Genomic DNA, 24,659 nt, shown 5'->3' with positions numbered 1-24,659 from the left:
CAGGGAGAACGCCATGTTGTTGAAGGATCAGGCAGTCATCGTCACCGGCGGCGCATCGGGACTGGGCGCGGCGACCGCGCGTAAGCTGGCGGCGCAGGGCGCCCGGGTGGCGGTGTGCGACCTCCATGCCAAGCTCGCGGAAACCGTGGCCGCCGAGATCAAGGGCGTCGCGGTGACCTGCGATGTTTCCGATGCGGCCTCCGCGGAAGCTGCGATCGCCCAGGCGACCAAGGCCCATGGACCCGCGCGCGTGCTGGTCAATTGCGCCGGCATCGGCGTTGCCAAGCGCGTCGTCGGCCGCGACGGCCCGATGGCGCTCGCGGATTTCGACAAGGTGATCAAGGTCAACCTGATCGGCACCTTCAACATGCTTCGCCTTGCCGCGAACGAGATGTCCAAGCTCGAGCCGCAGGCAACCGGCGAGCGCGGCGTCATCATCAACACGGCGTCGGTTGCCGCTTATGACGGCCAGATCGGGCAATCGGCCTATTCGGCATCGAAGGGCGGCATCGTCGGCATGACGCTGCCGATCGCGCGCGAGCTGGCGCAGTTCGGCGTCCGCGTGCTGACGATCGCGCCCGGCCTGTTCCTCACGCCGCTGCTCGCCAACCTGCCGCAGGAAGCCCAGGACTCACTCGCCGCCGCAATCCCGTTCCCGCGCCGGCTCGGCCACGCCGACGAGTTCGCGGCGCTCGCCCTGCACATGGTCGAGAATTCGTACCTGAACGGCGAAGTCGTACGCCTCGACGGCTCGCTGCGCATGGCACCGAAATAGGGCGCGACATATGTTCGTGAACCGGCGCGACGTCCAGATCCAGTGGGGTGATTGCGACCCCGCCAACATCGTCTATTACCCGCGCTATTTCGCGATGTTCGACGATTCGACCTCGACCCTGTTCGAAGTCGCCGGGTTCTCCAAGCAGGACCTGGTCCGCAAATACGGCCTGGTGGGCATTCCCATGGTCGACACCCGCGCCAAGTTCTACATCCCCTCGACTTATGGTGACTGGATCACCATCGAAACCAAGGTCGAGAGCATCAAGCGCTCGAGCTTCGAGGTGAAGCACAGCGTCTTCAAGGGCGAAGCTCTGGCGATCGAAGGTTTCGAGACGCGCGTGCTGGTCGGCCGCGACCCCGTTAACCCCGACAAACTGAAATCGGCACCGTTTCCCGCGGAAATGGTAGCCAAATTCACGGGGAGCGAGGCCCGGAGCTAAATCGCCACATCACCAAAAGAGGGGGCTGAATTACCCCCCGATTTCTGCTTTCAAAGAAACACATAAAGGGAGGAATAGATGAAACGCTTTTACCTGACCGCCGCCGTCACCGCGGCCGCGCTTGCGCTGCCGGCCGTGCCCGCGCTGGCCCAGACCGCCGAGGTCACCATCGGCATCACCACCACCACGACCGGCCCGGGCGCAGCGCTGGGCATTCCCGAGCGCAATGCGCTGGAGTTCGTGCCGAAGGAGATCGGCGGCGTGCCGCTGAAGGTGATCGTACTCGACGACGGCGGCGATCCCACCACCGCGACCACCAACGCCCGCCGCTTCGTGACCGAATCCAAGGCCGATATCATCATGGGCTCGGCGCTGACGCCGCCGACCATCGCGGTGTCGAACGTCGCCAACGAAGCCGGCATTCCGCATTTCGGCCTGGCGCCGTTCCCGATCACGCCGGAGCGCATGAAGTGGTCGGTCGCGATGCCGCAGCCGATCCCGATCGTGGGCAAGGTGTTGTACGATCACATGAAGGCCAAGGGCGTGAAGACCATCGGCTATATCGGCTATTCCGACTCCTATGGTGACCTCTGGTTCAACGATTTGAAGGCGCAGGCCGTGCCAATGGGCATAACCATCGCCGACGAGGAGCGCTTCGCTCGCCCCGACACCTCGGTGACCGGACAGGTGCTGAAGCTCGTGGCTGCGAATCCCGACGCCATTCTGGTCGGCGCTTCCGGCACCGCAGCCGCGCTGCCGCAGACCGAGCTGCGCGAGCGTGGCTATCAGGGCCTGATCTACCAGACCCACGGCGCCGCCAGCATGGACTTCATCCGCATCGCCGGCAAAGCGGCGGAAGGCGTGCTGATGGCCTCCGGTCCCGTCATGGATCCCGAGGACCAGCCGGACGAAGCCGCCACCAAGAAGCCGGGCCTCGCACTCAACTCGGCCTATGAAGCCAAGTACGGCCCGAACAGCCGCAGCCAGTTCGCCGGCCATTCCTACGACGCCTTCGAGATTCTCAAGCGCATCATCCCGACGGCACTCAAGACGGCGAAACCCGGCACGCCGGAATTCCGCGAAGCAATTCGCCAGGCCTTGCTGTCGGAGAAGGAGCTGGCCGCAAGTCAGGGCGTCTACAACTTCACCGAAAAGGACCGCTACGGCCTCGACGACCGTTCGCGGATTTTGCTCACGGTGAAGAATGGCAAGTACATGCTGGTGAAATAGGCGCGACCGCAGGATTGAGACGACGAGAGCCGGCCCGATGGGCCGGCTCTTTTGTTTGCAGTCCCAGACCCTCGGGGCGTCATGCCCGGGCTTGTCCCGGGCATCCACGTTCTTCGTTCCGCGCGGCAACGCGTGGATGGCCGGGACGAGCCCGGCCATGACGACGTGGAGGCTTCAGCGCCCCAAGCCAACGTCGCACAGCACTAAGCCGCCTGTCGCAACGGGGTCCAGGCGAACTCCGGATAGTAAGTGTCCATCATCCGGTCGACATAAGCGGTGAGGTTCGGAAATCCTTCGGCGCGACGGCGCAGCGCGGATTCGAAGAACGGCGTCAGGATCCCGGCGAGTGCACCGAAGGCGGTGGCATCGACGCCGCAGGGCTTGTTGCCCATCAGACAGGCCTTGTCGCCGAGCTGCACCGAGAGCGCAAACAGCGAGCGCACGGCGAGATCGACGTCGTCATCGGGCGCGTGACGGCCTAATCCGGAGAGCAAATAGTTCTCGGCGACACGGAATTGCGCGTCCTCGCGCAACTTCTCGCGATTGTGCTCCGGCGCGCCGTCGAAGAAATGCGCAGGCCCCTTGGCGAAATTGACTGGGTCGACCCAGCGCGCCCCGACCAGCGCAAAATAAACGTGATGCTCGATCATGCGCTCGAATGCCCAAGCCTGTGCGCGCTCGGCAAGCGACAGCCCGGCGTCGAAATCGAAGCCATAGCGGCGCTCGATATGGGCGCGGATGAAGGTGGAATCGGCCACCGCCTCGCCGCCATCGTCGATGAAAGGCAGCTGCCCCTTGGGAGAGGCGGGCGGCATCGCCCGCTCCTTCCGGTAGGGCAGTCCCGCCATCTTGAGCTGCACCTCCGTCTTGGTGACGAAGGGGCTGATTTCCGGCAGGCCGAAACCGGCGCCAAAGCCGTAAAGCGTGATCATGAAGGCTCTCCTGAAACGACCGAAAGAGTTGAGGGAACTTAGCCGCGGGCTGCTGCCACCATGGTGGCAGCAGCCGTGATATCTTCTGCGAAACGGGCCCCCCGCCAGGCGCGGGCCATGACATGATGAACCAGCCCGTCCGCGGCCTGGACCAGGAAGCGAGCCACCACGGTCGCGAGCGCAAGGCGGAGGTCGAGCACCATGAGATCAAGCGATACGAGGCGTCCGAACGCCCATGCGTACCAAGCTCGGACTTGCAAACGCAGGACTTGCAAAGGCGGGACTCGTAAAGGCTGGGTCCGCCACAGCGCAGCGGCCGGGCCGAAATGAGTTGGAATGATCATGGACAAATCCTCTTCAGTCGACGTGTTGTCCCGGTATAGAACTCCCCTGCTGCCAACATCCTGTCAGCAGCCGCGCGCCACCTTCTGAAAAACCACCGACAAGAGACCCGTCATGAGACGCGCCGACCGGCTGTTTCAAATCATCCAGGTGCTGAGGCGCACGCGTAAGCCGTTGACGGCGGACGCCATCGCGGCCGAGCTCGAGACCTCGAAGCGCACGATCTATCGCGACATCGCCACGCTGATCGGCCAACGCGTGCCGATCCGCGGTGAAGCCGGCATGGGCTACATCCTGGAAAAGGGTTTTGACCTGCCGCCTTTGATGCTGACACCCGACGAGATCGAGGCGGCGGTGCTGGGCGCGCAATGGGTCGCCGGCCATGCCGATCCCGCGCTGGCGCGCGCGGCTGAAGATTTGATGGCCAAGATCGCCGACACTGTCCCCGAGCGCCTGCGCCCCTTCGTGCTGGAGCCGGCAAGCCGGGCCCGGCCGAGCTGGAACAGGGAGCCGGACCGCCTCGACATGGCACGCACGCGCACCCAGATCCACGAAGGCAAGAAGATCATGCTGCGCTATCGCGACGAGCAGGGCCGCGCCAGCGAGCGCATGATCTGGCCGATTTCGATCGGCTATCTCGAAGCCGTGCGCCTGCTCGCGGCCTGGTGCGAGCTGCGCGGCGACTTCCGCAGCTTCCGCACTGACCGCGTGGTGGATGCGAGCTATCCCGACGAGAGATATCCTGAAAGGCGCGACGTGCTGCGCGCGAAATGGCGGCAAAGCCTGGTCTGGGGCCCGCCCAAGGATACGTGAAGGACACGTGACGATGGACGAGAACGCCCCCGTCGACCTGTCGAGCTGTTGCCAGAGTTGCGGCGCCTGCTGCGGCTATTCGGCGAACTGGCCTCGCTTCTCGATCGAGAGCGACGAGGAGCTCGCCGCGATTCCCGAAGCGCTCGTCAACGCGCGTCAATCCGGCATGCGCTGCGAAGGCGATCGCTGTTCGGCGTTGCAGGGAGAAATTGGAAAAGCGACCGCGTGCGGCATCTACGCAGTGCGGCCGGAGGTGTGCCGCACATGCATGCCGGGTGATGCCGAATGCGCGATGGCGCGACGGAAATTCGGGCTGCCAATTATCGCGAGCGTTTAGGCCGGGACGGCTTCACTGATCTCGTCGTCGATCTCGTCGTCCAGCGGCGCGAGCACCGAGAGCGGCTTGGTCGACAGCGTGATCGGCTTGCGGCCACCGGACAGCGACGGCGAGGATTTCGCCGCGCCTTCGCGCGCGAGCGCGTAGAGCGTCGAACCGACACGGCCGCCGTTCTCGATCAGGTCGCGCTCGTTACAGCTGCCGGCGATCGCGACCGCCAGCGAGTGCAAATGGCTGCGGCGATAGCAGAACAGCGCCAGCCTGGCGCGCGCGTCTGGGGAAACACTTTCAACCAACCTCGGCAGGCCACTCTCGCTGGCGCGGTACATCTCGCCAAGGAGCTCGTCGCGGACCGGGCACGAATCGCCTTCAAAGGTATCGCGGCTTGAAAACATTGCAGTTCTCCCTCGTGGGCGAAGATGCAGTGCAATTCTCTAATGAAAGGTTAACCACGCTGCCCGGTAGTCGCCCGGGGTGCTTGCGCGTGGGCAGCGAATCAATGGGCTGGAAAGGGTTTCTCTGTGGCCATCCTTCGAGACGCCCGCCTTCGGCGTGCCCTCAGGGTGAGGTCTGTTTTCTGCTGAAAGATTCTCACCCTCATGGTGAGGAGGCGCGAAGCGCCGTCTCGAACCATGCAGGCCCGACAGCCACTTCAGAGGGCCATCGTCCGTCAGTTCGCCGCCATGAAGATGGAGAGGCCGAAGCCGGTCAGATGGTGCAGGGCCTGGTCGACACCGATCAGGGTCCAGAACCAGGGATGCGCAAGGTCGACGCCGAAATTGGCCGAGACGAGGCCCTTGGCGCGGTCGATCGTGATGTGGATCACGAAGTCGATCAACGCCACGAACCAGAATTTCGGCGCCACGATCAGGATCAGCGGCAGCGCAACCGCGAGGTGAACCAGGCAGTGTACCAGGAGCGGCAGGGCCCAGCCGTGCTTCTGGTCCTTGCCGTGCGCCATCCAGGCGGTCTGGAGGACGAAATCGGCGATGATGTGCTTGAACGTCAGCAGCAACATCCAGCCAATGAGGGCTTCGACCGGAACCGCCGATGACAGGGGTGGAAACGACAAGGCGCCCTCGTTGACGTGACAAGAAGAATTGGAGCGTTCAGCGCAATCTCTTCCTGGACCGGTCAAATCGCCGGGACTTGCGATTTATGACACCTCCCGCGGCGGAATGCAGCCGGGGGGAACCGGAAAATCGCCAACTGTGGCTAACTGGTGATAGGATGGCCAATCGCCGCGGCCGACTTGAGTAAGGTTACCTTCGGCTCGGAATTTGCATTCCGCGGGCTGCGCGCTATCATCGCCGGTAGAGAATATCGTTCTTTTTTCAGACGTTTACGAATTGCAGGGCGACCGCAGCGATCACATCCGCGAGCCGCCCGCCACCGGAAGCATAAGGCCAGAGTGCTGCCATGAGTACTGAGGGCCCGACCTCATCGCCGATCGAGCCACCGCCCCGGCGACCCAAGGTGATCAAGACCAACCAGCAGCAGGTCTTCCTCTACGTCGTGCTGACCCTGCTGTTGTCGCTTGCCACCGTCTGGGGCGGCCGCATGCTGGTGCACAATTCGGAAACGCTGACCTTTGCCGTCGGCGCGCCCAACAGCGATGAGGCGCTGTTCGCAGCCAAGCTCGCCGCCGTCCTGAAGAACAACGCCTCGCGCTTCCGGATCAAGATCGTCAACAACGCCGACAACGCCAAGGCGATCGCCCAGTTCGACCGCAAGCAGGCCGACCTCGCGGTGCTCCGCACCGACGCCAAGGTGCCGCTGCGGGCACGCACGCTCGCGATCCTCGAGCACGATCTCGTGCTGCTGCTCGGGCCCGGCAACAAAAAGATCAAGTCGCTCGCCGAGCTGAAGAAGAAGAAGGTCGCCGTCCTCGCTGACAGCGAATCCTCGCTCGCCTTCGTCCGCGGCATCCTCGACATTCCCGACGGTCCGGACGCGGCGAAGATCCAGATGGCGCCGCAGGGCGCAACGCTCGACAAGCTGTTCGCGCCGGCGAGCGGCTTTGGCGCGGTCGTCGCCATCGTTCACGCCTCGCGGGCGGTGCGGGACAAGGCGTATGAGCAGGTCGCCAGGCGTGGCGGCTTCACACTGAACGCGATCGACGAGGCGAAAGCGCTGGCGCGCAGGATCCCCGGCATTTCCAGCGAGACGCTGACGGCGGGGACGCTGTCTGCATCGCCGGAAATTCCCGACGACGATCTCGACACGATCGGTCTCGAATGGTTGCTGGTCGCCCAATCCAGGATGTCGCCGACGGCGGCCGGGGAACTCGCGCGCACCGTCTACGAGAACAAGTCCGCGCTCGGGCTCGACAGCGGCTTTGCCAGCAGAATCGAGCCCGCCTCCGTCGAGAAGGACGCCTTCGTGATGGCGCATCAAGGGGCGGCCGACTACATCAACGACGACACCAAGTCGTTCATGGATAAGTACAGCGACCTGATGTATCTGGGCGCTGCCGCGCTCAGCGTCATCGGCTCGATCTTCGCCGCGATCTACGCCAAGATCACCCGGATCGCGCCCGAGAAGGCGAGCGAGCTCTCCACCGCCATTCTCGACATCGGTGAGCGGATCGAACACGCTCATTCGCTGGACCAGCTCGAATGTCTCCAGGACGAGCTGGAAGGCATTTTACGCGGCGCCGTCATCGGCCTCAGAGACGGCACGATCAGTACCGACGGGCTCGACACGTTCAAGCTCGGCTACGAATTCGTCCGCGACGAGATCGGCATGCGCCGCGACTACCTCAAGCGCCATGCCGGCGAGAGCGAGAAGGCAGCTCAGGATGTGGCCCCTCCCCACCACGACGAGAGCAATGTCGTGGTGGTGAAGACAGCTCAGAGTGCCTGACCTATCGAAGCTCGACTGCGGCCATCCTTCGAGACACCCGCCTGCGGCGGGCCGAGCGACCGGGGGGCCCTAGTCCGGGAACCGTCCCCGGTCCACAACCGTTTGTTCTCGGATCAACCGGAGACTGCGCCATGCGTGCACTCCTCATCATCTTCCTGCTGGGAATGTTGGCGGCGGTTGGCTATTTCGCTTATTCCGCGATGACGGTCGAGGGCGAGCCGATCCCGACGGAAGGCTATGTGGCGCTGGCGCTGGGGGCCGGGTTTTCCGTTGTTGTCGGCATCGGCTTGATGGTGCTGCTGTTCTTCAGCAGCCGTCGCGGCTACGACGAACCGCCGCATTTCAAGTAGCGGCGCGTGGCCGGCGGACGCGCCCGTCGTTGACGACCTCGGCCCGGGCAGGCACTTTGGCACCGAGGTTCCAGCCGGGGACCGCAAAGACAAAACCGAGCCGCCGTCCCGCATGTCCAAGCCGCTGATCTCCGCTATGGCCCAGTTCGCGGCCGCCACAGCCGGCCGCAACATGACCAGGGCGGCCTACGTGGCCGTCGCCGTCGGCGTGCTCGCCATGGTGCTGCTGACGGTCAACCCGGCCTATGAGACAGCGCATCGCTGGGTCGATGCCCTGCTTTGGACCTGCCTCGTCTACTTCGTGTTCGAATGGGTGGTCCGGCTACGCCATATGGCGCGACAGGGGCGCCTTGCACTCTACATGTCCTCCTCCGCCGGGCTGGTCGACACAGTCGGAGCGTTGGCTGTGCCGGCCGCGTTGATTCTCGGGATCGAGCCCAGGACGGCGTGGCTGCTCAGCGTGCTCTGGGTGCTGAAGGTGGTGCCCGGCATTCCCGGCCTGCGGCAGCTCCGCCGCGTGCTGGTGCTGGAATCGGGACCGCTGGTCAGCGTGCTCGTGATCTTCCTGATGGTGGTCTTCCTGGCCTCGGTCGCGGAATATTTCCTGGAGCGGGACGTGCAGCCCCAGACTTTCGGCAGCGTCCCCGCCGCACTGTGGTGGGCCGTCGCAACCCTGACGACGACGGGCTATGGCGACGTCGTGCCGGTGACGCCGCTGGGCCGCATGGTGGCCGCGCTGGTGATGATCTCCGGCCTCGGTGTGTTCGGCCTCTGGACCGGCATCCTGGCGACCGGCTTTGCCGCCGAGACCCGGCGTGACAACTTCCTCAAGACCTGGGAATCCGTCAGCAAGGTGCCGTTCTTCGCGGCGCTTGGGCCGGCCGCCATCGCCGACGTCACCCACATGCTGCGCACCATGGAGCTGCCGGCGCGCACCATGATCATCCGCAAGGGTACGCAGGGCGACTGCATGTATTTCATCGCCGCCGGCGAGGTCGAGGTCGACCTGCCCGGCAAGAAGGTGCAGCTCGGCGACGGCGCCTTCTTCGGCGAGATGGCCTTGCTCGGCAACAATTTGCGCGGCGCCAATGTCTCGACCACCAAGGTGTCGCGGCTTCTTGTGCTCGACCTCGTCGACTTCCGCGTGCTGATGGCGCGGCATCCCGATCTCGCCGAGACCATCGATGCCGAGGCGAAGCGGCGCACGCTCGAAAACAAATAAATGGAGACAAGAATGTCGGATATCACCGACGCGGCCTCTGGCCCCGTGCTCGAAATCACCGGCGCACGCGCCACCATTCGCCTCAACAGGCCTCAACATCTCAACCGGCTCCAGGCCGAGGATCTCGGCGAGCTAGTCAAGCTGTTCGACCGGGTCGAGGCCGATCCCGCCATTCGCGTGCTGGTGCTGACCGGCACCGGGCGCGCCTTCTCCGCGGGCTACGATCTCAATTCCGTTGCCGAGCGCGCGGTCAGTGCGAGCGAGCAGCAGAGCGCGGGCTCGGCGTTCGAGGTCGTCGTCAATCGGCTGGAGGATCTGGGCGTACCCACGATCTGCCGGCTCAATGGCGGCGTCTATGGCGGCTCGACCGATCTCGCGCTCGCCTGTGATTTCCGCATCGGCGTCGACACTGCGGAGATGTTCATGCCCGCGGCCCGGCTCGGGCTGCACTATTACAGCAGCGGCATCAAACGCTATGTGACGCGGCTCGGCGTCGACAATGCGAAGAAGCTGTTCCTGACCGCGCAAAAGATCAGCGCGCCGGAGATGCTGCGGATCGGCTACCTCACCGATATGGTGGCGGTCGAGTTTCTGGACGAGGAGGTCGACAAGCTCGCCAACATCCTCGCCGGCAACGCTCCGCAGGCGATGCGCGGCATGAAGCGCGCGATCAACGAATTTGCCCGCGGCGAACTCGACCAGCAAGCCGCCGACCACCGTCACCGCGACAGCATGCGCGGCGACGAGATCAAGGAAGGCATCAAGGCCTTCGCGGAAAAACGACTGCCTCGGTTTTGAGTGAGATGGACATTATTTCGCAACAGCGCGCCACACCCTCAGTGTCGTCCCGGCTAAGTGCGCAATTGCGCACGGGGGCCGGGACCCATACTCCCAGGAAGGAGTTGTAGGGCGAACTGGTAACTCCGGGTCTTCGCAAAACGTAATCCTGTGCTTATGGGTCCCGGCCTTCGCCGGGACGACACCGGATTTGAGATGCGCGCCGTCGTTCACCGATGCATGCCGCTCACGCTCCAGCAGCCGCAGCATGCTGCGTAGCCATCTCGGCATCGGCCGCAGTGATACGCTGGAACGCCGGCCGCGCCGTCATCCGTTCGGCATAGCGGACGAACACATCCTTCTTCGGCACGATGCCGAACATCATGGTCCAGCTGAACGCGACGCCCCACAGCACATCCGCGGCCGTCATGCGCTCGCCGAGCAGATACGGTCCCTTCGACAGCTGCGCCTCGAGCGCGCCGAGCATGATGTCATAGTCGGCATACGGCGATTGCGTGATCGGTGCCGGCTCGCGCTGCATGAACTTGTCGATCAGGGCCGGCTCGAAGGATGAGCCGTAATAGGCGATCCAGCGCAGATAGGGGCCGCGCAGCGGATCGTTCAGCGCAGGCGTCAGCCCCGCCTCCGGAAAAAGATCGGCGAGGTAGATGGTGATCGCGACCTGCTCGGTCACAAGCTGCCCGTGGTGGCGGATCGCTGGCACCTTGCCGAGCGGGTTGATGGCGAGATAGGCCGGCTGGCGCTGCTCGCCGGCCTTCATGTTGAGGACATGGAGATCATAAGGCGCCCCCAGCTCCTCCAGCAGCACCCGCGTGCCGGTGGCCCGGGTTTGCGGCGAATAATATAACGTGATGCGGTTCGGATCGGTCATAGCGGTCTCCATCTGGCCGGCTGGCGATGGCGTTGTAGCGGACCATACCTGACATCCTGTGTCAGGTATGGTTTAAGAGATCATGCGCGCGAGCCGGATGCTGTCGATCCTCACCACCCTCCAGGCCAAGGGGCAGGTCACCGCGCCCGAGCTCGCGGAGGCCTGCGAAGTCTCGGTGCGCACGATTTACCGCGACATCGACGCGCTCGCGGCGTCCGGCGTCCCTGTCTATGCCGACCGCGGTGCGGAGGGCGGCTATCGCCTGCTCGACGGTTATCGCGTGCGGCTGAATGGTTTGTCGCAAAGCGAGGCGGAAGCGCTGTTTCTGGCGGGATTGCCGGGCCCGGCGGCGGCGTTCGGGCTCGATGCGGCGATGATCGCCGCACAGAACAAGCTGATGGCCGCCCTGCCCGCCAATTTGCGCGAAGACGCGGGACGGATGCAGGAGCGTTTTCATCTCGACGCGCCGGGCTGGTTAGGCGAGGCGGAAGAACCAAAGCATCTGCGCACCATCGCTGCCGCGACCCTGCGCGGGACACTGATCAAAATCCGTTACCAGAGCTGGCGCGCCGAGAAGCACCGCCGCGTCGCGCCGCTCGGTCTCGTGCTGAAAGGCGGCAGCTGGTATCTCGCAGGTCTGGTCGACGGCAGCGTGCGGACCTATCGCGTCGCGCGCGTGCTCGATTGCACGGCGCTCGACGATCGCTGTGAGCGGCCCGCCGGTTTCGATCTCGCCGCCTATTGGCGGGACGCAACGCTGCGTCTCGAGGCCGAGATGCATCCCAATGTCGCGATCGTCCGGCTGTCGCCCTTCGGCGTGAAACTGCTCGACGCACTGAGCCAACCTTACGTCAGGGCGCGTACGCAGCTCGAAGACACCGCAGATGCAGATGGCTGGCGCATTGCCAGAGTGCCGACCGGCAAGACGTCATGGCATGCCGCCGCCGAATTGTTGCGGCTCGGGCCCGAGGCCGAAGTGCTGGAACCGGCCGATCTGCGCGAGAAGATGGCGGAGCTGACAGAGGCGATGGCTGTGCGCTATCGCGCGGCGCGGAAAACAGGACGGCGGCGCAACGCGCCGCGACCGACGAAACACTCCTGAAACACGATTCTCCCCTGCCTGCATGAACGCATCCGCGTTTCGGCTCGACCGAGATGCAGGGACACAACAACGGCCCTTGCGCCACACTGGAGAATGAAGATGTTTCGTAAGCTTGCACTTGGTCTGATCGCCGCCGGCTCGCTCGGCGTTGCCGCTCTCGCCCCCACCGCCGCGTCGGCCCACGGCTTTCACCATCACTGGGGTCCCAGCTGGGGCTTTGGCGGCGTCTACGTCAACAGCGGCGTCAACAATTGCTATCAGGAGCGCGTCGTCCAGACCCGCCACGGCCTGCGCGTCCGCGTCGTCAACGTGTGCGCGTACGGGATCTACTGATATCAGCCGCATTCACGACAAAGCCCCGATCGCACCGCGATCGGGGCCTTTGCGCGTCAACTTTCTTCGGCTAGCCGGCCTGTCTATGTCGCCGAAACCAGGCCCACGTCTCGCGCGTCGTCCTGATGTAGCCGCGGCCACGATGGACGATCTCGCCGTCGACGATTCCGTTCAGCTTTGGCAGCGCGTGGAACGGGATCGAGGGATAGGCGTGGTGCTCGACATGATAGGGCATGTTCCACGCGATCCATTTGACGATTGCGCCGGTGTAGGTCGTGCGAGTGTTCTGGAATGCGCTGCGGGTACGCTCGCAGCCGGTGTGTTCGGCGTAGAGATAGGGCCGCAGGAAGAACTGCCCAATGATCAGCGGCACGATCCAGACCCAGAGCAGCAGCGCCGACGAGAACCACAAGGACAGAACGAGCAGCAACGCATAGAGCGCGGCATAAGCGCGCGCCTCGGTGACGATGATGGCGCGCCTGTTCTCGGGAATCCAGGGCACGACGACCTTGCCGGTGACGGCATGGCCGAGCATCAGCCGCAGGCGTCCGGCGACCTGAAGCACGCCGCTATAGGCGAGCGCGAGCTGCGTGTCGGATTTCGGTTTCACGCCGACGACCAGTTCAGGGTCCTTGTCCGGATCCTGGGTGTAGCGGTGATGGTCCCAGTGAAACAGGCAATAATATTCGTAAGGCAATCCGATGATGAAACCCGAGAGGTAGCCGACCACGAGGTTGAGACCGCGGCTCTTGAACGCCGTCTTGTGCGCGGTCTCGTGCACGGCCATGAACAGGAAGGCGACGAGATAGCCCTGCACCGCTATCAGCGGCAGCGCCCAAAAGACACCCCAGGTCGAAGAGACCCTCCAGATCAGCGCGCCGACTAGTACGACCAGGCCGTAATGGCTGAGGCTTTGCGCGGCACCTCTGAGATTGGAGCGCACCGACAATTCCCGCAGCATCGTCGGCGCCAGCGGCTTCAAGCGATGGCCGGACTCTGAAATCGTTGCGTCGCTCATGATCGGATGCCTGTCCTACTTGCTGAGGAGCTCCGCGATCTCGGCCTTGATGAAGGCCTGATCGCGCGGATTGTTGACGGGGTTGCCGGCGCGATGGCCGTGCAGCGACGGGATCGGATGCAGCACCGCAGAGCGCGCATTGACCAGCCGGCCGAGTTCGTCCTCGTTGTCGCGCACGTCGAAATAGCGGTCGGTCGCACCGGGCATCAGCAGCATGTGGGCCGTGATCGCACCGAGCGCGCGATCGAGATCGCCGTCGAATGTGGCGCAGCGACTGATATCGCCGTTCTGCCAGATCCCAATCTGCGCCAGGAGATCGTTGGCATCGCGCCGGGCAAACGCCGCGTCCCAGCTGCGGGCGAGATAGTCGTCCAGCGAGGTGAAGCCCGCTTCGCGCCAGATCTCGTCGCGATAGAAACCGTGCGACATCGCCCAACCCGCGTAGACGCGCCCCATGGCGCGATAGCCTGCGACGGGCTTCTCGGCGAAGCGGCCGTCGCGGAAGGCGGGGTCGGCGGTCAGCGCGGCCTTCACGCTTTCCAGGAAGACGTAATTATAGGCCGCGCAGCGGGCACTGCCGCAGACGACGGCCGCCCGCTCGACCATATCGGGATGCAGCGCCGCCCAGTGATAGGCTTGCATGCCGCCCATCGACCAGCCATAGACCAGGGCAAGCTTCGAGATGCCGAACCGCTCGGTGAGCAGCCGGTGCTGGACCGCGATGGCATCGTGATAGGTCAGGATCGGGAACGGCGCGGCGGTATTCGACGGCGAGGACGACAGCCCGTTACCGAACAGATTCGGGATGATGATGAAGTACCGCGTAGGGTCGAGCATCCCGTCGGGGCCAATCAGCCACTCGGTGTCGGCGTGCTGCGCGCTGAACGAGGTCGGATAGAGAATCACGTTGTCCTTGTCCGGACTGAGCGTGCCGTAGGTCTTGTAGGCGAGCTTGAGCGAAGGGACGACGACCCCGGACCGGAGCGCGACGTCGCCGGCCTCGAAGATCTCGTAGTCGCGCCCTGCCGTCATGGACCGAACTCCCGCTCACGCGGCAAGCGCGCCGCGGAAACAGCGATGCATCGATCATGCCGGTCCCGCAGACGCATCGTCGCGTCACGCTTAATAACTGTACTTATAGTCCATTTATTGTGGACCAGCAAGATAAATGCGGTCTCGCGCCGGCTCATGCGATGGCGGCCAGATAGCGCGCGACAGAGGCCGCGAATGCGGCCTTGGCGCCTGCGGCGATATTGCGATCCCACCAGGCGCCGTAGACACGGTCGAAGGCCAGCGGCTCGATGGCAGCCGCAATCCGTCGCACCGCGGCGGCGTTGAGCGGCATGTAGTTCGGATAGGAGTACATGAAGCTGACGAAGCGGCGATCCATCGTCACCTGCGCGATATCGCCGGTGAGCAGCGCACCCCTGCCGTCCGCACCACTCGCGTGGTGCAGCATGGTGGCGCCGGCGAAATGACCGCCGGTGCGCAGCAGCAGCACATCGTCGGAGATGCGATGGCTTTCGCCGGTCCAGTGCACGATCGAGGAATGCGGACGCGTCACCCATTGGCGATCATCGGCGTGCAAATAGACCGGCACGCCCCCGAACGCCTCGCTCCAGTCGGCGAGCGCGCCATAATAATGCGGATGCGAGATCGCAATCGCCTTCAACCCGCCGAGCGACCGCACATGCGCGATCGCCTCCGGCGTCGCCAGCGGGATGCAGTCCCACATCAGCCAGCCGTCCGCGAGCGGCACCAGCAGCGCGCGCTGACCGATGGCAAAGCTTGGCTCGAGCGCGATGCCGGTCAGGCCGAGGTCGTCGCGCCAGACCATGCGGTGACGTTCCGAGAGCGCCTCGCGCGTGAGGAAAGTCTGTCCGTTCCAGCCGACGTATTGCCGTTCGTCCTCGCAAATTTCACAGGACGTTGGCGGATTTTCGCCCGGAAATTGCGCGCCGCAGGTTTCGCAGGTCCAGAGGGGCATGCCGTACTCCCGACAAAGACGATCCAACGTCAATAGGGAATTGCTGGCCGTGATCGCAAGCCCCGCCGACCGGGCGAAACCTGGAACCAACCCGATCAGCGCCCGTTAAACTCTCGTCCGCGCCAGAACGATTGGCTGAAAGGATCATGTCCCACCCGCCGTATCCCGGCTGAGACCACGTTTTGGTATCGATGACATCGCGGTCCCCCTCCTCGTCTCGTATCTGGCCCCTGTTCGCTCTCAACTTCTTCATGGCCGACATGCAGTCGGGCATCGGCCCTTTCGTCGGCGTCTTCCTCCAGGAGCGCGGCTGGGCGAGCGGCTTGATCGGCACCGCGATGACGATCGGCAATGTCGCGGGCATGCTGATCACCACGCCGATCGGCGGCTTCATCGACGCGAGCCGCAACAAGCGGATGTGGGTCGTGATTCCCGGCATCTGCGTGGTGCTCGCGTCCGCGATCATCCTGATCTCGCAGAATTTCTGGGCAGTGACGTTCTCGCAAGTCGCACAATCCCTTGCGAGCGCCGCGATCGTGCCGGCTGTCACAGGCATCACGCTCGGCATTGCCAAGCAGAAGGGCTTCAACGCGCTCAACGGCCGCAACCAGGCCTTCAACCACGCCGGCAACATGGTCGGCGCCGCGCTGTCGGGCTATCTGGGTTACAAGTTCGGCTACGTCTCGGTGTTCGTGTTGGCGGCTGTGTTCGGCGCCATCGCGATCGCCTGCGTGATGATGATCCCGGCCAAGGCGATCGACGATCGCGCTGCGCGCGGCAGCAAGGAGGACGATCCCGACAGCGCGCCGGACGCGTTCACGATGCTGCTCAAGCACCGCGCGCTGCTGGTGCTGGCATTGGCGCTCGCGCTGTTTCATCTCGGCAATGCCGCCATCGTTCCGCTCTATGGCCTGGCGGCGGTCGCGGAAGGCCAAGCCAATGGCCCGAGCTTCGTCGCGACCACCGTGGTGATCGCGCAAGGCGTCATGATCATCACGTCGCTGATCGCCATGAAAGCGGCGAGCAAGCGCAACTACTGGCCTGTCATCCTCGTCTCCTTCATGTTCCTGCCCATCCGCGGCGTGCTCGCCTTCTTCGTCACGGGCTGGTGGGGCGTCGTACCGATGCAGGTGCTCGACGGCATCGGCACGGGACTCCAGACGGTTGCCGTCCCCGGCATGGTCGCGCGCGCGCTCAACGGCACCGGCCGCATCAATCTCGGCCAGGGTGCCGTGATCACCGTGCAGGGCATCGGCGCGAGCCTCAGTCCCGCGCTTGGCGGCTGGATCGCGCAATGGATCGGCTACGGCCCGACGTTCCTGCTGCTCGGCGGTTTTGGCCTCGCGTCGATGGCGCTGTGGTTCGCGTTCGGTGCCCACGTGAAGAAGTATTGAGGCGTCCTTTTTCGCTCTCCCTGTTCTTGCGGGAGAGCGAGAAGAGGAATGCGTCAAGTCCCAAAATTCTTCTGGATCGCCTTGTCGAGCGTTCACCGCCGACGAAGCGCTGGCGCAGCTCGCGCTTGCCCGCGATCCAGATCGTCGGCGGCGCGAAGAACGACGTGACCTTGTGCGCCTGGATCAATGAGAGGATGTTGTCGGCCGCAGGCTTGCCCGTGATCACGCCGGAGGCGCCGAGATAGATTTGCGGCCCCAAGAACACGTCGAGCCGCGCGGGCGCTGGCCGCGTCAATCAGCCAGCGAGCGCGGCAAGCTCAGAGCTTGTGCCCCTTCTGGCGCAGCGCCTCGATGAGACGCTGCTTCAATTCGTCGGCCGTCTTCTGGCCGACGTCCTGGCCGATCTGCGCGCTTGCCTGCGCCAGCGCATCCGACTTCTCCAGAAGCTTCTTCCCGGCCGGCTGGACATAGAAGGCCTCGATCTGGCGCAGCTCGTCGATGCTGAAGCTCTGGGCGTAGAGAGCGGCGACCTGGTCGATCATCGAGGTGAGGGCCGGAGTGTAGATCTCGGAGCCGGGTGCCGTCACTGCGTCATAGTCGCGTTCGATCTCCGGCCTGTCCTGCGCGACCACGGGCCTCAGCTTGAGCAGGAGCTGCGGCAACAGCGCGCGATACTGATCCGCGATCTTCAGGGTGACCACGAGCTTGCGCGCCGCGCTCATCGCCTCCGGCGAGGGTGCTTGCGCCGATGCACCCGAGATCAGAAGCAGGAGGGTGCCGGCGATCGTCAACACAAGTCTGGACATAAACTTCTCCGTTGGATCTCTCCACGAAAATGCAGGCCGGCGATCCTCAATGACCCGCGGGCGCCACGGCAGACCTGTCCGCGGGCGCGCTTTCCAGGACGGTGTCGGCCTCCTCGATCTCCGTCACCTTCACGAACAGGTTCGGCACCCGTTCGGCCCGGTCGAGCAGCCAGGCGGCGGCGATCATGATGACGATGCCGACGACGGAGACCGCGAGCTGTTCCCATACGCCCTTGGTGTATTGCGTCAGGATCCAGTGCGCCGAGAACGACAGGAAGACGCCGAGGCAGAAGATCGGCAGCGAATGCTGACCGCAGAGGATCACGGGGCGCAGCCAGGCCCCGTGCAGGGTCCGCCATTTGCGCGAGATGAGGTGCGTCACCCAGATTGCCAGCGCCAGGAAATGCGTGAAGCGCAGCATGTCGAGGTCGGTCTTGTCGATCGGGTAGATCGCCTTGATCATCCATTTCGGGATCAGGGCATCGAGCGAGGGGACGTGCCAGGTCATCACGATCAGCAGCGCGAACGCCAGCCAGGCCGCGGCCAACGTCATTGCCGCCTTGGACCACACCCATCTCGCGATCTTGTCGATCTGGCCGATGCCGCACCAGGCCGCGAACACGAACATCAGCTGCCAGCAGAACGGATTGAAGTACCAGTGCGTGCCGGGCGGATAGGAGGCGACGTTCCAGTCGAACCAGCGCGCCAGCACGTAGAGCACCACGGACGCGGCGAGCGTCAGGTTCGGCCGCCGCACCAGGCACCACACGATGAAAGGCGAGGCGAACACCAGCGTGATGTAGAGCGGCAGCACGTCGAGATTGACCGGCTTGTACTTCAGGAGGATCGCCTGCCCGATCAGCTCGTCCGGATGCGACAGGAAATTGAAGACATTGAACTCGTGCTCGTACATCGGATTGTCGAAGCGGCGCGCGGTGCGGGCGATCTGTGCCGTGAACAGCAGGAACAGCATGATGTGGGCGACATACATCTCGACCGCGCGCCGCCACAGCCGCTTCAGCGCGGCGGCAAACCAGCCGCCCGCGACGATCGGGCCGTAGATCCAGCCGACCAGATAACCGGAGATGAAGACGAAGAATTCGGCGGCGTCGCTGAAGCCGTAATTGCGCAAGGTCAGCCAGGCCACGACGTCGTGCGGGATGTGGTCGAGGAAGATCATCCACAGACCGATGCCGCGGAAGAGATCGAGCCGCAGGTCGCGCTCGACCGGCGCGAGCAGCGCTGACTGGTCCCGTGTGATCATGGCCCCGCCTCGTTCGGTGGGCGTCGCGCCGTCGCGGCGCCGGAAAATCGGATGCTAAAAAATTGAAATCAAAAGTCGCCTGGCCGTGTGGCCAGGGCCGACGGTAGCCGACCTTGCTGCGCGTGCAAGGGCATAGTCATCGGAGCGGGCCGCACCAGCGTGCCGTCCTCCGCGCTGCACCATGGGGGGCCCTTCAAAATAAAAGAGCGAAAACAACCCCATGCACAGTAGCTAAGTCCTTGCGAAGATTACTGAATTTATTTGACGCGTCGGGCAGATTTGGCCCGCGATGGCGGCCCGGCCACCGCTGCCGTCAGCTGAGCTCGTCATCGGTCGCCTGCATTTCGTTGAGCATCGCCTCGGCTTTGTGCCGCAGCGGCAGCGCGCCGCTCTCGGCGGCGATCGCGATGGTCGCGCGCAGGGCGCCAAGGATCGCCGCCTTGGCCTCCGCATCCAACGGCGGCGTCACCACGGCCTCGCCGAACAGGGCCTCCGCCTCCAGCCCGGAGAACCCCTGTTGCCGCGCGGTGTTGCGCGCCTCGCGCAGCATGTTCTGCGCGGCCTGGACGTCGCCGAGACGGTGGGTGGCGAGCGCCAGGTAGATCGAGCTGCGCAGCACCGCCGAGGTATAGCCGACCGCCTTGGCCTCCTCCCGCGCCTCTGTCAGCATGCCGCGCGCGCGGTCGAACAGCCCCTGCTCCAGATAGGCCATGCCGAGATGGCAGGCGAGCACCGGCACGAACAGCCGGATGCCGTGCTTCTGCGCCAGGACAAAACCGTCCTCGAGAATGGCCGCGGCCGCCGCCGGCTCGCCGCGGCCGAGCATCAGCCAGCCGCCGCTATAGGCCGCGGCGACACGGTCGTAGGGGCGGCCGGTTTCCTCCGCGATCGCGGCGGCCTGTTGCTGAAGCTGCTCGGCGAGATCGAACTCGCCCATCACCGTGTGGGTGAAGCTTTTCATCATGCAGCAGAGCAGGAGCACATATTTAGGCATGGTGCTCTTGGGGGCGTCGGCATTTGGCCCCTCCAGTCGATAGCAGGCTCTTGCGACCGTCCGCTCTGCTTCCCGGTAGCGTCCGGCGAGGAAATAGGCCTGCCCTAAGCCATACAGCGCAACGTTGAGCCATCCGAGATCTCCCCCGTGCTCCGCAAGGCTGACGATCTGTTCACCGGTTGCAACCGCCTCGATCGGCGTACCGTAAAAGTTCTGGGCGGCCGCTCTGACGGTCATGGCGGCGATCTTTCTTGCAGTATCATCTATGACATTAGCCCGCCGTTCCGCTTCTCTTCCAAGCTCAAACCATTCGGCCACCAATCCAGACGCCATGAAGGCCGAGCGTGCTTCGATACGAACATCTATCGCGCGAGCTTCACGCGAAGGCCCCGTCGGCATCATATCCAGCGACTTCATCGCGGTTTGGAAGTAGGTGGCAGCATCTGAAAACGCAGAACGAGCCAGACACTTTTGCGCTGCCGCCCGGCCGTGGACAAAGGACCTGTCCCAATCCTTTGCACGAGTCGCATGATAACAAAGCTCGTCAGAATCGCTGGATTTTCGTCCGTCGGACTCTAGCGCCGATAGAATGCGCGAATGAATGCTTTCACGCACTTTTTCGACCATCGATTCGTAGGTCACTTGGCGGACCATGTCGTGCCGAAACTCAAGAACGCTCTCCAATTCGCTATCGATCCTGACCAGCAGATCGACTCGATCAAGCGCCGCCAAGGAGGTCTGAAAGACGTCTTCGGGGAGCGCCGCGACGCTCCGTAATATGGCTTCGCTGGATCGTCGCCCCAGAGTAGCCGCGATCTGCAAGATTTGGCGTTCCGGCCTCGCCAAGCGATCGAGCCGCGCAGCAATGACCCCCTGGATACTCGTGGGAATTCCAAGCTCGTCGATCGGACGGACCAAAGCGAGGTCGCCCCACTGGCCCCGAAGCGTGCCGTTGTCCTTGAGGCCACGGCAGACCTCCTCGATAAAGAGTGGGACGTTGGCCGTATGAGAAATGATCCGGTCTTTCAGATCGGCATTGTCCGATGACCCGAGCATGTCGCCCAGCATGTCCCGACTGGAATCATTGTCCAATGGGCGCATCGCAACGACTTCAGCCTGGCAGCGCGCGACCCAGAATGGCATGCCGTCCGGCCTGCTTGTAAGGAGCACAAGAAGACCGGCGGCCTGTAGTGACGACAGAGCAGCCACCACAGTATCGCTGGCCCGATCGATCCAATGCAGGTCCTCGATCAGGAGCACTGTGCGCTGGTGACGCGCTACACTCCCGACAATGGCGCAGCTCGCGTCGGAAATTGCACGTCCTCGCGCGTGAGGCTCCAGTTCATCCCACTGCGGATGCGAGATCGGAAGGTCCAGCACAGCCTCGACGGCGCATTGTTCGATCACCGGCAAATCGGACCGAGGGTCGCGTGCGCTGCCCATTTCCCTTGCTGTCGTCTCAAAAATCGAAAGCAGCACGCGTTTGAGCGTGCTGAATGGCGCTCCCTGCAAATTCGGGCTGCACTCCGCATCGATCAGGCGCCAACCCGCGGCCTTCAGGTCCTGGGCAAATTCGTGCGCCAGTCGTGACTTTCCTATGCCAGCGTCCCCCAGCAGAAGAACGGTCTGTCGGCTCGAGCCGGCATTATCCGCCGTGCGTCTCAACAAGGCGCGCTCGACAGTTCGATCGACGAACCGAGAAATACTGCGTGCCCGCCGCACTCTCCAGCTCGAAAGGTCGCTCGCGCCCATGACCCGGTAGACCGGCAGGGGCTCCGCGAAGCCACGCAATGCCTTGCGGCCCAGAAAATCGAAGCGGACGTGCCCGTCCGCGAGTTGCTGGCAAGCTTCCGACACGTAGATCTGGTTGGCTTCTGCCGCCGCTTCCAGCCGCGCGGCCAGATGTTGGGCGGCGCCGCCGATCTCGTAGACTTTGGAGAATTCGCTGGCGACCATATAGGCGACGACGTGTCCGGAATGCAGGCCGATCCTGACCTGAAGCCCGGCATCCCCCAGGCCTGCAACCCGCCGGACGAGCTCGATGGCCGCATGGCACGCCAGCGGGGCATGGTTGTCATCGGCGATCGGGGCACCAAACACCGCTGCCACTCCGTCGCCAAGCTCCTTGCTGACGATGCCTCCGAACTGACGCACCGCGCCCCTCATGGCAGCCAGTGCGGGCTCCAAGCGAGAGACCGCTTCCTCCGGCTCCAATTCGGCAACAAGACCGGTGGAATCGATGACATCCGCACGAAGGATCGTCACAAACCGCCGCTCGCTATCCGGTTCGACGCGGTGACGCACGGCCGCCCCGCATTTGGCGCACCAGCTGTCGCCTGGGGTGATTGTAGACTGGCATGTGAAGCAGTGCATTCCAGCGCCTTCGAGCGGTTGCGGCCTGGCTCGTGCAAGAGGCCGCGAGCAACGAATGTAAGACTACTCGATGACGGCTGCCAAGCAATCAGCACACCGGCACACAATCGACAGACCGCACTTGACGAAGGGTCCTTGGATGGACGGGGTACGCTGCTGGGTGGTAACTTCATTCCGCGCAAGGCGGGCTATTGGGTGGGTCGGTGTTGCCGGACAGCCAAATATTGCGCCCGGCGACGCCAGATTTGGAGGAAAGACAATGGGCGCGAGAGTATATAGCGAAGAGCCATTCAAAGATTTGATGAACGACAATTATTTTCCGCTGGAAAACATGCAGCGGAGCGTGGACATCCTCAAGGCGTCCCCGGACATCCACTTGCCGACCCTGGAATACGGGCAGTATCACCTGATCCTGACGCCGGCGGACAAATGGCCCGCCGGGAGCGGGGCGTACTGGCACAAGGAAAAGGGCCGGGCTCGCGTCGACCTCAGCACCCAGCCCAACACGATCCCGTTGTCCAAAGACGAGCCGGGCGTCATCCCCTTGACGCGATGCGATCTGCTTGATGCTTGCGTCCGGAAGTGCTTCAACTCCGAGCCGCCGATCCCGATGAAGACGAAGATCGTCACGCACAAGGCGAGCGACGCCTATGCGCACCGGCATGAGATTCGGCTGGAGTGGGAGTATTGCGATGGCGAGGACAAGGCGCCGACGCTGCTCTATCTGACGATGGTCTGTCCGCACAGACCCTGAACTTCGGATGCATTCGACGCGTCAGAATGGCTGCCGCACCTCCCGCGCTCGCCGACAGGCACGGGGGAGGCAATGACTCCCGGATCTCCCCGCACGCCGAGGCGCTGTCGATCCTGGTCGGCGGCGGACGGGAAGGCTATTGCGCAGTTCTGAGCTGCCTTTGCGCTCCGAGCAAAAATGGCGCGCGCAAGGCGCGCCATTTCCTCCTTAAGCCGACAAGTTCAGCGAAGGCCGCCGGTGACGTGAAGCGTCTCGCCCGTGACGTACGATGCGTCGTCCGAAGCGAAGAAGGCCACCGCGGCAGCGATCTCCTCGACCTTGCCGATGCGGCCAAGCGGGGTGGTGGATTCGATCCAATTGCGCATGTCACCTTCGTGCAGGCCGGCCGAGACGACGCCTTCGGTGGCGATCATGCCCGGGTTGACGGCGTTGACGCGGATCTTGCGCGGCGCCAGCTCCTTCGCCAGGACGGCGGAGATTGCATCCACCGACGCCTTGGTCGCGGTGTAGACGGCTGTGTTCGCCGGCGCGATGGTCGATACGCCGGAGCTGATGTTGATGATGCTTCCGCCATTGGCGTTGAAGTGCTTCGACGCTTCGCCCGAGACCAGCAGCAGGCCAAGCACATTGAGGTCGAATTGCCTATGGAAATGCTCAGGCGTGATGGCCTCCAGCGGGGCGAATTCGTAAATGCCCGCGTTGTTGACGAGGATATCGATCGCGCCGAACGCCTTTACGGTCTCTGCGACCACGCTTGTCACGTCCTTGGCGTCGGCCAGATTGCCGTGGACCGCGACGGCTTTGCCACCCTTGGCGACGATGGCGGCGACCACGCGGTCGGCGGCCTGCTTACTGGAGCTGTAATTGACGGCGACCGCCGCGCCCTCGGCCGCGAGCCGGGCGGCGATTTCGGCACCGATGCCTTTGGATGCGCCGGTCACGAGCGCAACTTTTCCTTCGAGTCTCTTGGTCATCACCTTCTCCATCATCCGGCACGACGCCGATATTCAATAGTTCAATACTAATGAACTATTGAATGAGTTCAAGGGAGGTGCTATATTTTGTGCATGGTGCAGTTCGTTCACCCACCGCGGAGCGAGATTTCATTGGCTGGGGTGCTGGGAGCGCTCGCGGACCCTATGCGGCTGCGGATCGTCAAAAGCCTGGCCGCACAGAACGATTGCATGTCGTGCACCGAGGCGGCGCCCTGCCCTGACATGGCGAAGTCGACCCTGTCGAACCATTTTCGCATCCTGCGCGAGGCCGGCCTGATCCGGACGTCCAAGCAAGGCGTCCAGCACCGCAATGTCCTGCGCGAAGAGGACATCAATGCGCGGTTTCCGAAGCTACTGAAGATGATCCTTAGCTATCCGGAGTGAGGCGTCCCCCACTCTTGCGTAAGCTGCGGCCGACGTTTTCACCGGAGCGCGGCCAAAACAAAAATGGCCCGCTCAGCGCGGGCCATTTTCGGATCGGGACCGGTAAGGTCCGAACTTGGTTGCGGGGATAGGATTTGAACCTATGACCTTCAGGTTATGAGCCTGACGAGCTACCGGGCTGCTCCACCCCGCGTTAACCGTTGCTTTGCCTTCGTGAAAGTGCCGGGGACGGTGAATGAAGGGCCGGCGCTGTTCGCGTGGCTTGCTTCGTCCGTCCC

26 protein-coding genes and 1 tRNA gene are annotated in these 24,659 nt (G+C 63.9%); 14 read left to right on the top strand and 13 right to left on the bottom strand.

The features are described from left to right. The first annotated feature begins 13 nt into the window (after positions 1-13). From ABIB80_RS06880 to ABIB80_RS06870, 3 genes are all read left to right on the top strand, one after another. The gene (locus tag ABIB80_RS06880) at positions 14-775 is read left to right on the top strand and encodes an SDR family NAD(P)-dependent oxidoreductase (RefSeq protein WP_007599655.1); all 762 of its coding nucleotides are present in this window, start codon (positions 14-16) and stop codon (positions 773-775) included. A gap of 10 nt (positions 776-785) precedes the next feature. Beyond that, the gene (locus tag ABIB80_RS06875) at positions 786-1,217 is read left to right on the top strand and encodes an acyl-CoA thioesterase (RefSeq protein WP_007599654.1); all 432 of its coding nucleotides are present in this window, start codon (positions 786-788) and stop codon (positions 1,215-1,217) included. 78 nt (positions 1,218-1,295) lie between these two features. Continuing rightward, positions 1,296-2,447: an ABC transporter substrate-binding protein gene (locus ABIB80_RS06870; RefSeq protein WP_007599653.1), complete on the top strand. Its 1,152-nt coding sequence runs from the start codon at positions 1,296-1,298 to the stop codon at positions 2,445-2,447. 203 nt (positions 2,448-2,650) lie between these two features. Here ABIB80_RS06870 and ABIB80_RS06865 read toward each other — a convergent pair whose 3' ends face one another. Both ABIB80_RS06865 and ABIB80_RS06860 read right to left on the bottom strand, forming a co-directional pair. Then, positions 2,651-3,379 (bottom strand): glutathione S-transferase family protein, encoded by a 729-nt coding sequence (locus tag ABIB80_RS06865; RefSeq protein ID WP_007599652.1) that lies wholly within the window; start codon positions 3,377-3,379, stop codon positions 2,651-2,653. A 38-nt stretch (positions 3,380-3,417) separates the two neighbouring features. Further along, positions 3,418-3,723 carry a hypothetical protein gene (locus tag ABIB80_RS06860; RefSeq protein ID WP_007599651.1) on the bottom strand — a complete coding sequence of 102 codons (306 nt, stop codon included), beginning with the start codon at positions 3,721-3,723 and terminating at the stop codon, positions 3,418-3,420. A 112-nt stretch (positions 3,724-3,835) separates the two neighbouring features. On the opposite strand from ABIB80_RS06860, the gene ABIB80_RS06855 reads away from it, so the two are divergent. Both ABIB80_RS06855 and ABIB80_RS06850 read left to right on the top strand, forming a co-directional pair. After that, on the top strand, positions 3,836-4,534 hold the full coding sequence (locus ABIB80_RS06855; RefSeq protein ID WP_007599649.1) for a helix-turn-helix transcriptional regulator: 699 nt from the start codon (positions 3,836-3,838) through the stop codon (positions 4,532-4,534). Positions 4,535-4,547: 13 nt separating this feature from the next. Next, the gene (locus ABIB80_RS06850; protein ID WP_007599647.1) at positions 4,548-4,871 is read left to right on the top strand and encodes a YkgJ family cysteine cluster protein; all 324 of its coding nucleotides are present in this window, start codon (positions 4,548-4,550) and stop codon (positions 4,869-4,871) included. On the opposite strand, the gene ABIB80_RS06845 is transcribed toward ABIB80_RS06850, so the two are convergent. After that, on the bottom strand, positions 4,868-5,266 hold the full coding sequence (locus ABIB80_RS06845) for a hypothetical protein (RefSeq protein WP_007599645.1): 399 nt from the start codon (positions 5,264-5,266) through the stop codon (positions 4,868-4,870). The two genes, ABIB80_RS06850 and ABIB80_RS06845, sit on opposite strands and share 4 nt — an antisense overlap. Positions 5,267-5,541: 275 nt before the next feature. Next, a complete protein-coding gene (locus ABIB80_RS06840; protein WP_018458457.1) occupies positions 5,542-5,889 on the bottom strand; it encodes a DUF3307 domain-containing protein in 348 nt (115 codons plus the stop codon). A gap of 401 nt (positions 5,890-6,290) precedes the next feature. Here ABIB80_RS06840 and ABIB80_RS06835 point away from each other — a divergent pair, with 401 nt between their 5' ends. The 4 genes from ABIB80_RS06835 to ABIB80_RS06820 all read left to right on the top strand — a co-directional run bounded on the left by ABIB80_RS06835 (position 6,291) and on the right by ABIB80_RS06820 (position 10,106). After that, the gene (locus ABIB80_RS06835; protein WP_007599640.1) at positions 6,291-7,736 is read left to right on the top strand and encodes a TAXI family TRAP transporter solute-binding subunit; all 1,446 of its coding nucleotides are present in this window, start codon (positions 6,291-6,293) and stop codon (positions 7,734-7,736) included. Positions 7,737-7,867: 131 nt separating this feature from the next. Beyond that, positions 7,868-8,086: a hypothetical protein gene (locus tag ABIB80_RS06830; protein ID WP_007599638.1), complete on the top strand. Its 219-nt coding sequence runs from the start codon at positions 7,868-7,870 to the stop codon at positions 8,084-8,086. Positions 8,087-8,198: 112 nt separating this feature from the next. Next, positions 8,199-9,308: a cyclic nucleotide-gated ion channel gene (locus ABIB80_RS06825; protein ID WP_007599633.1), complete on the top strand. Its 1,110-nt coding sequence runs from the start codon at positions 8,199-8,201 to the stop codon at positions 9,306-9,308. Between the two features lie 12 nt (positions 9,309-9,320). Further along, positions 9,321-10,106, top strand: a complete 786-nt coding sequence (locus ABIB80_RS06820) for an enoyl-CoA hydratase/isomerase family protein (protein WP_007599632.1) — start codon at positions 9,321-9,323, stop codon at positions 10,104-10,106. 226 nt (positions 10,107-10,332) lie between these two features. Here ABIB80_RS06820 and ABIB80_RS06815 read toward each other — a convergent pair whose 3' ends face one another. After that, positions 10,333-10,977 (bottom strand): glutathione S-transferase family protein, encoded by a 645-nt coding sequence (locus tag ABIB80_RS06815; RefSeq protein ID WP_007599631.1) that lies wholly within the window; start codon positions 10,975-10,977, stop codon positions 10,333-10,335. Positions 10,978-11,059: 82 nt separating this feature from the next. Here ABIB80_RS06815 and ABIB80_RS06810 point away from each other — a divergent pair, with 82 nt between their 5' ends. After that, positions 11,060-12,079 (top strand): helix-turn-helix transcriptional regulator, encoded by a 1,020-nt coding sequence (locus ABIB80_RS06810; protein WP_035994003.1) that lies wholly within the window; start codon positions 11,060-11,062, stop codon positions 12,077-12,079. Positions 12,080-12,178: 99 nt separating this feature from the next. Further along, a complete protein-coding gene (locus tag ABIB80_RS06805; RefSeq protein WP_007599629.1) occupies positions 12,179-12,412 on the top strand; it encodes a hypothetical protein in 234 nt (77 codons plus the stop codon). 70 nt (positions 12,413-12,482) lie between these two features. Here ABIB80_RS06805 and ABIB80_RS06800 read toward each other — a convergent pair whose 3' ends face one another. The 3 genes from ABIB80_RS06800 to ABIB80_RS06790 all read right to left on the bottom strand — a co-directional run bounded on the left by ABIB80_RS06800 (position 12,483) and on the right by ABIB80_RS06790 (position 15,417). Then, a complete protein-coding gene (locus ABIB80_RS06800; RefSeq protein ID WP_007599627.1) occupies positions 12,483-13,430 on the bottom strand; it encodes a fatty acid desaturase in 948 nt (315 codons plus the stop codon). A gap of 15 nt (positions 13,431-13,445) precedes the next feature. Further along, entirely contained in the window at positions 13,446-14,462 is a 1,017-nt protein-coding gene (locus ABIB80_RS06795; RefSeq protein WP_007599625.1) for an alpha/beta fold hydrolase, read from the bottom strand. Between the two features lie 154 nt (positions 14,463-14,616). Continuing rightward, positions 14,617-15,417 carry an MBL fold metallo-hydrolase gene (locus ABIB80_RS06790; protein ID WP_007599623.1) on the bottom strand — a complete coding sequence of 267 codons (801 nt, stop codon included), beginning with the start codon at positions 15,415-15,417 and terminating at the stop codon, positions 14,617-14,619. 191 nt (positions 15,418-15,608) lie between these two features. Here ABIB80_RS06790 and ABIB80_RS06785 point away from each other — a divergent pair, with 191 nt between their 5' ends. Next, the gene (locus ABIB80_RS06785) at positions 15,609-16,811 is read left to right on the top strand and encodes an MFS transporter (RefSeq protein WP_007599621.1); all 1,203 of its coding nucleotides are present in this window, start codon (positions 15,609-15,611) and stop codon (positions 16,809-16,811) included. A 317-nt stretch (positions 16,812-17,128) separates the two neighbouring features. On the opposite strand, the gene ABIB80_RS06780 is transcribed toward ABIB80_RS06785, so the two are convergent. The 3 genes from ABIB80_RS06780 to ABIB80_RS06770 form a co-directional block, all read right to left on the bottom strand. Next, the gene (locus ABIB80_RS06780; RefSeq protein ID WP_219682953.1) at positions 17,129-17,617 is read right to left on the bottom strand and encodes a DUF2059 domain-containing protein; all 489 of its coding nucleotides are present in this window, start codon (positions 17,615-17,617) and stop codon (positions 17,129-17,131) included. Positions 17,618-17,663: 46 nt separating this feature from the next. Next, positions 17,664-18,881: an OpgC domain-containing protein gene (locus tag ABIB80_RS06775; protein ID WP_007599617.1), complete on the bottom strand. Its 1,218-nt coding sequence runs from the start codon at positions 18,879-18,881 to the stop codon at positions 17,664-17,666. 313 nt (positions 18,882-19,194) lie between these two features. Continuing rightward, on the bottom strand, positions 19,195-22,248 hold the full coding sequence (locus tag ABIB80_RS06770; RefSeq protein ID WP_354127149.1) for an ATP-binding protein: 3,054 nt from the start codon (positions 22,246-22,248) through the stop codon (positions 19,195-19,197). Positions 22,249-22,507: 259 nt separating this feature from the next. On the opposite strand from ABIB80_RS06770, the gene ABIB80_RS06765 reads away from it, so the two are divergent. Next, a complete protein-coding gene (locus ABIB80_RS06765; protein ID WP_354127148.1) occupies positions 22,508-23,002 on the top strand; it encodes a hypothetical protein in 495 nt (164 codons plus the stop codon). 221 nt (positions 23,003-23,223) lie between these two features. Here the strand turns inward: ABIB80_RS06765 and ABIB80_RS06760 are convergent, their stop codons facing one another. After that, on the bottom strand, positions 23,224-23,976 hold the full coding sequence (locus ABIB80_RS06760) for an SDR family NAD(P)-dependent oxidoreductase (protein WP_106942175.1): 753 nt from the start codon (positions 23,974-23,976) through the stop codon (positions 23,224-23,226). 93 nt (positions 23,977-24,069) lie between these two features. Between ABIB80_RS06760 and ABIB80_RS06755 the strand changes: the two genes are divergently transcribed. Then, the gene (locus ABIB80_RS06755; protein WP_035973552.1) at positions 24,070-24,381 is read left to right on the top strand and encodes an ArsR/SmtB family transcription factor; all 312 of its coding nucleotides are present in this window, start codon (positions 24,070-24,072) and stop codon (positions 24,379-24,381) included. A gap of 116 nt (positions 24,382-24,497) precedes the next feature. Here ABIB80_RS06755 and ABIB80_RS06750 read toward each other — a convergent pair. Further along, a tRNA-Met gene (locus ABIB80_RS06750) sits at positions 24,498-24,574 on the bottom strand. Positions 24,575-24,659: the final 85 nt, after the last annotated feature.

Source organism: Bradyrhizobium sp. i1.15.2 (genome assembly GCF_040548425.1).
In the GTDB taxonomy this organism is placed as follows: Bacteria; Pseudomonadota; Alphaproteobacteria; order Rhizobiales; family Xanthobacteraceae; genus Bradyrhizobium; species Bradyrhizobium canariense.
Note: the sequence above shows the minus strand (reverse complement) of the source record. Positions and strands in the feature narration are given on the sequence as shown.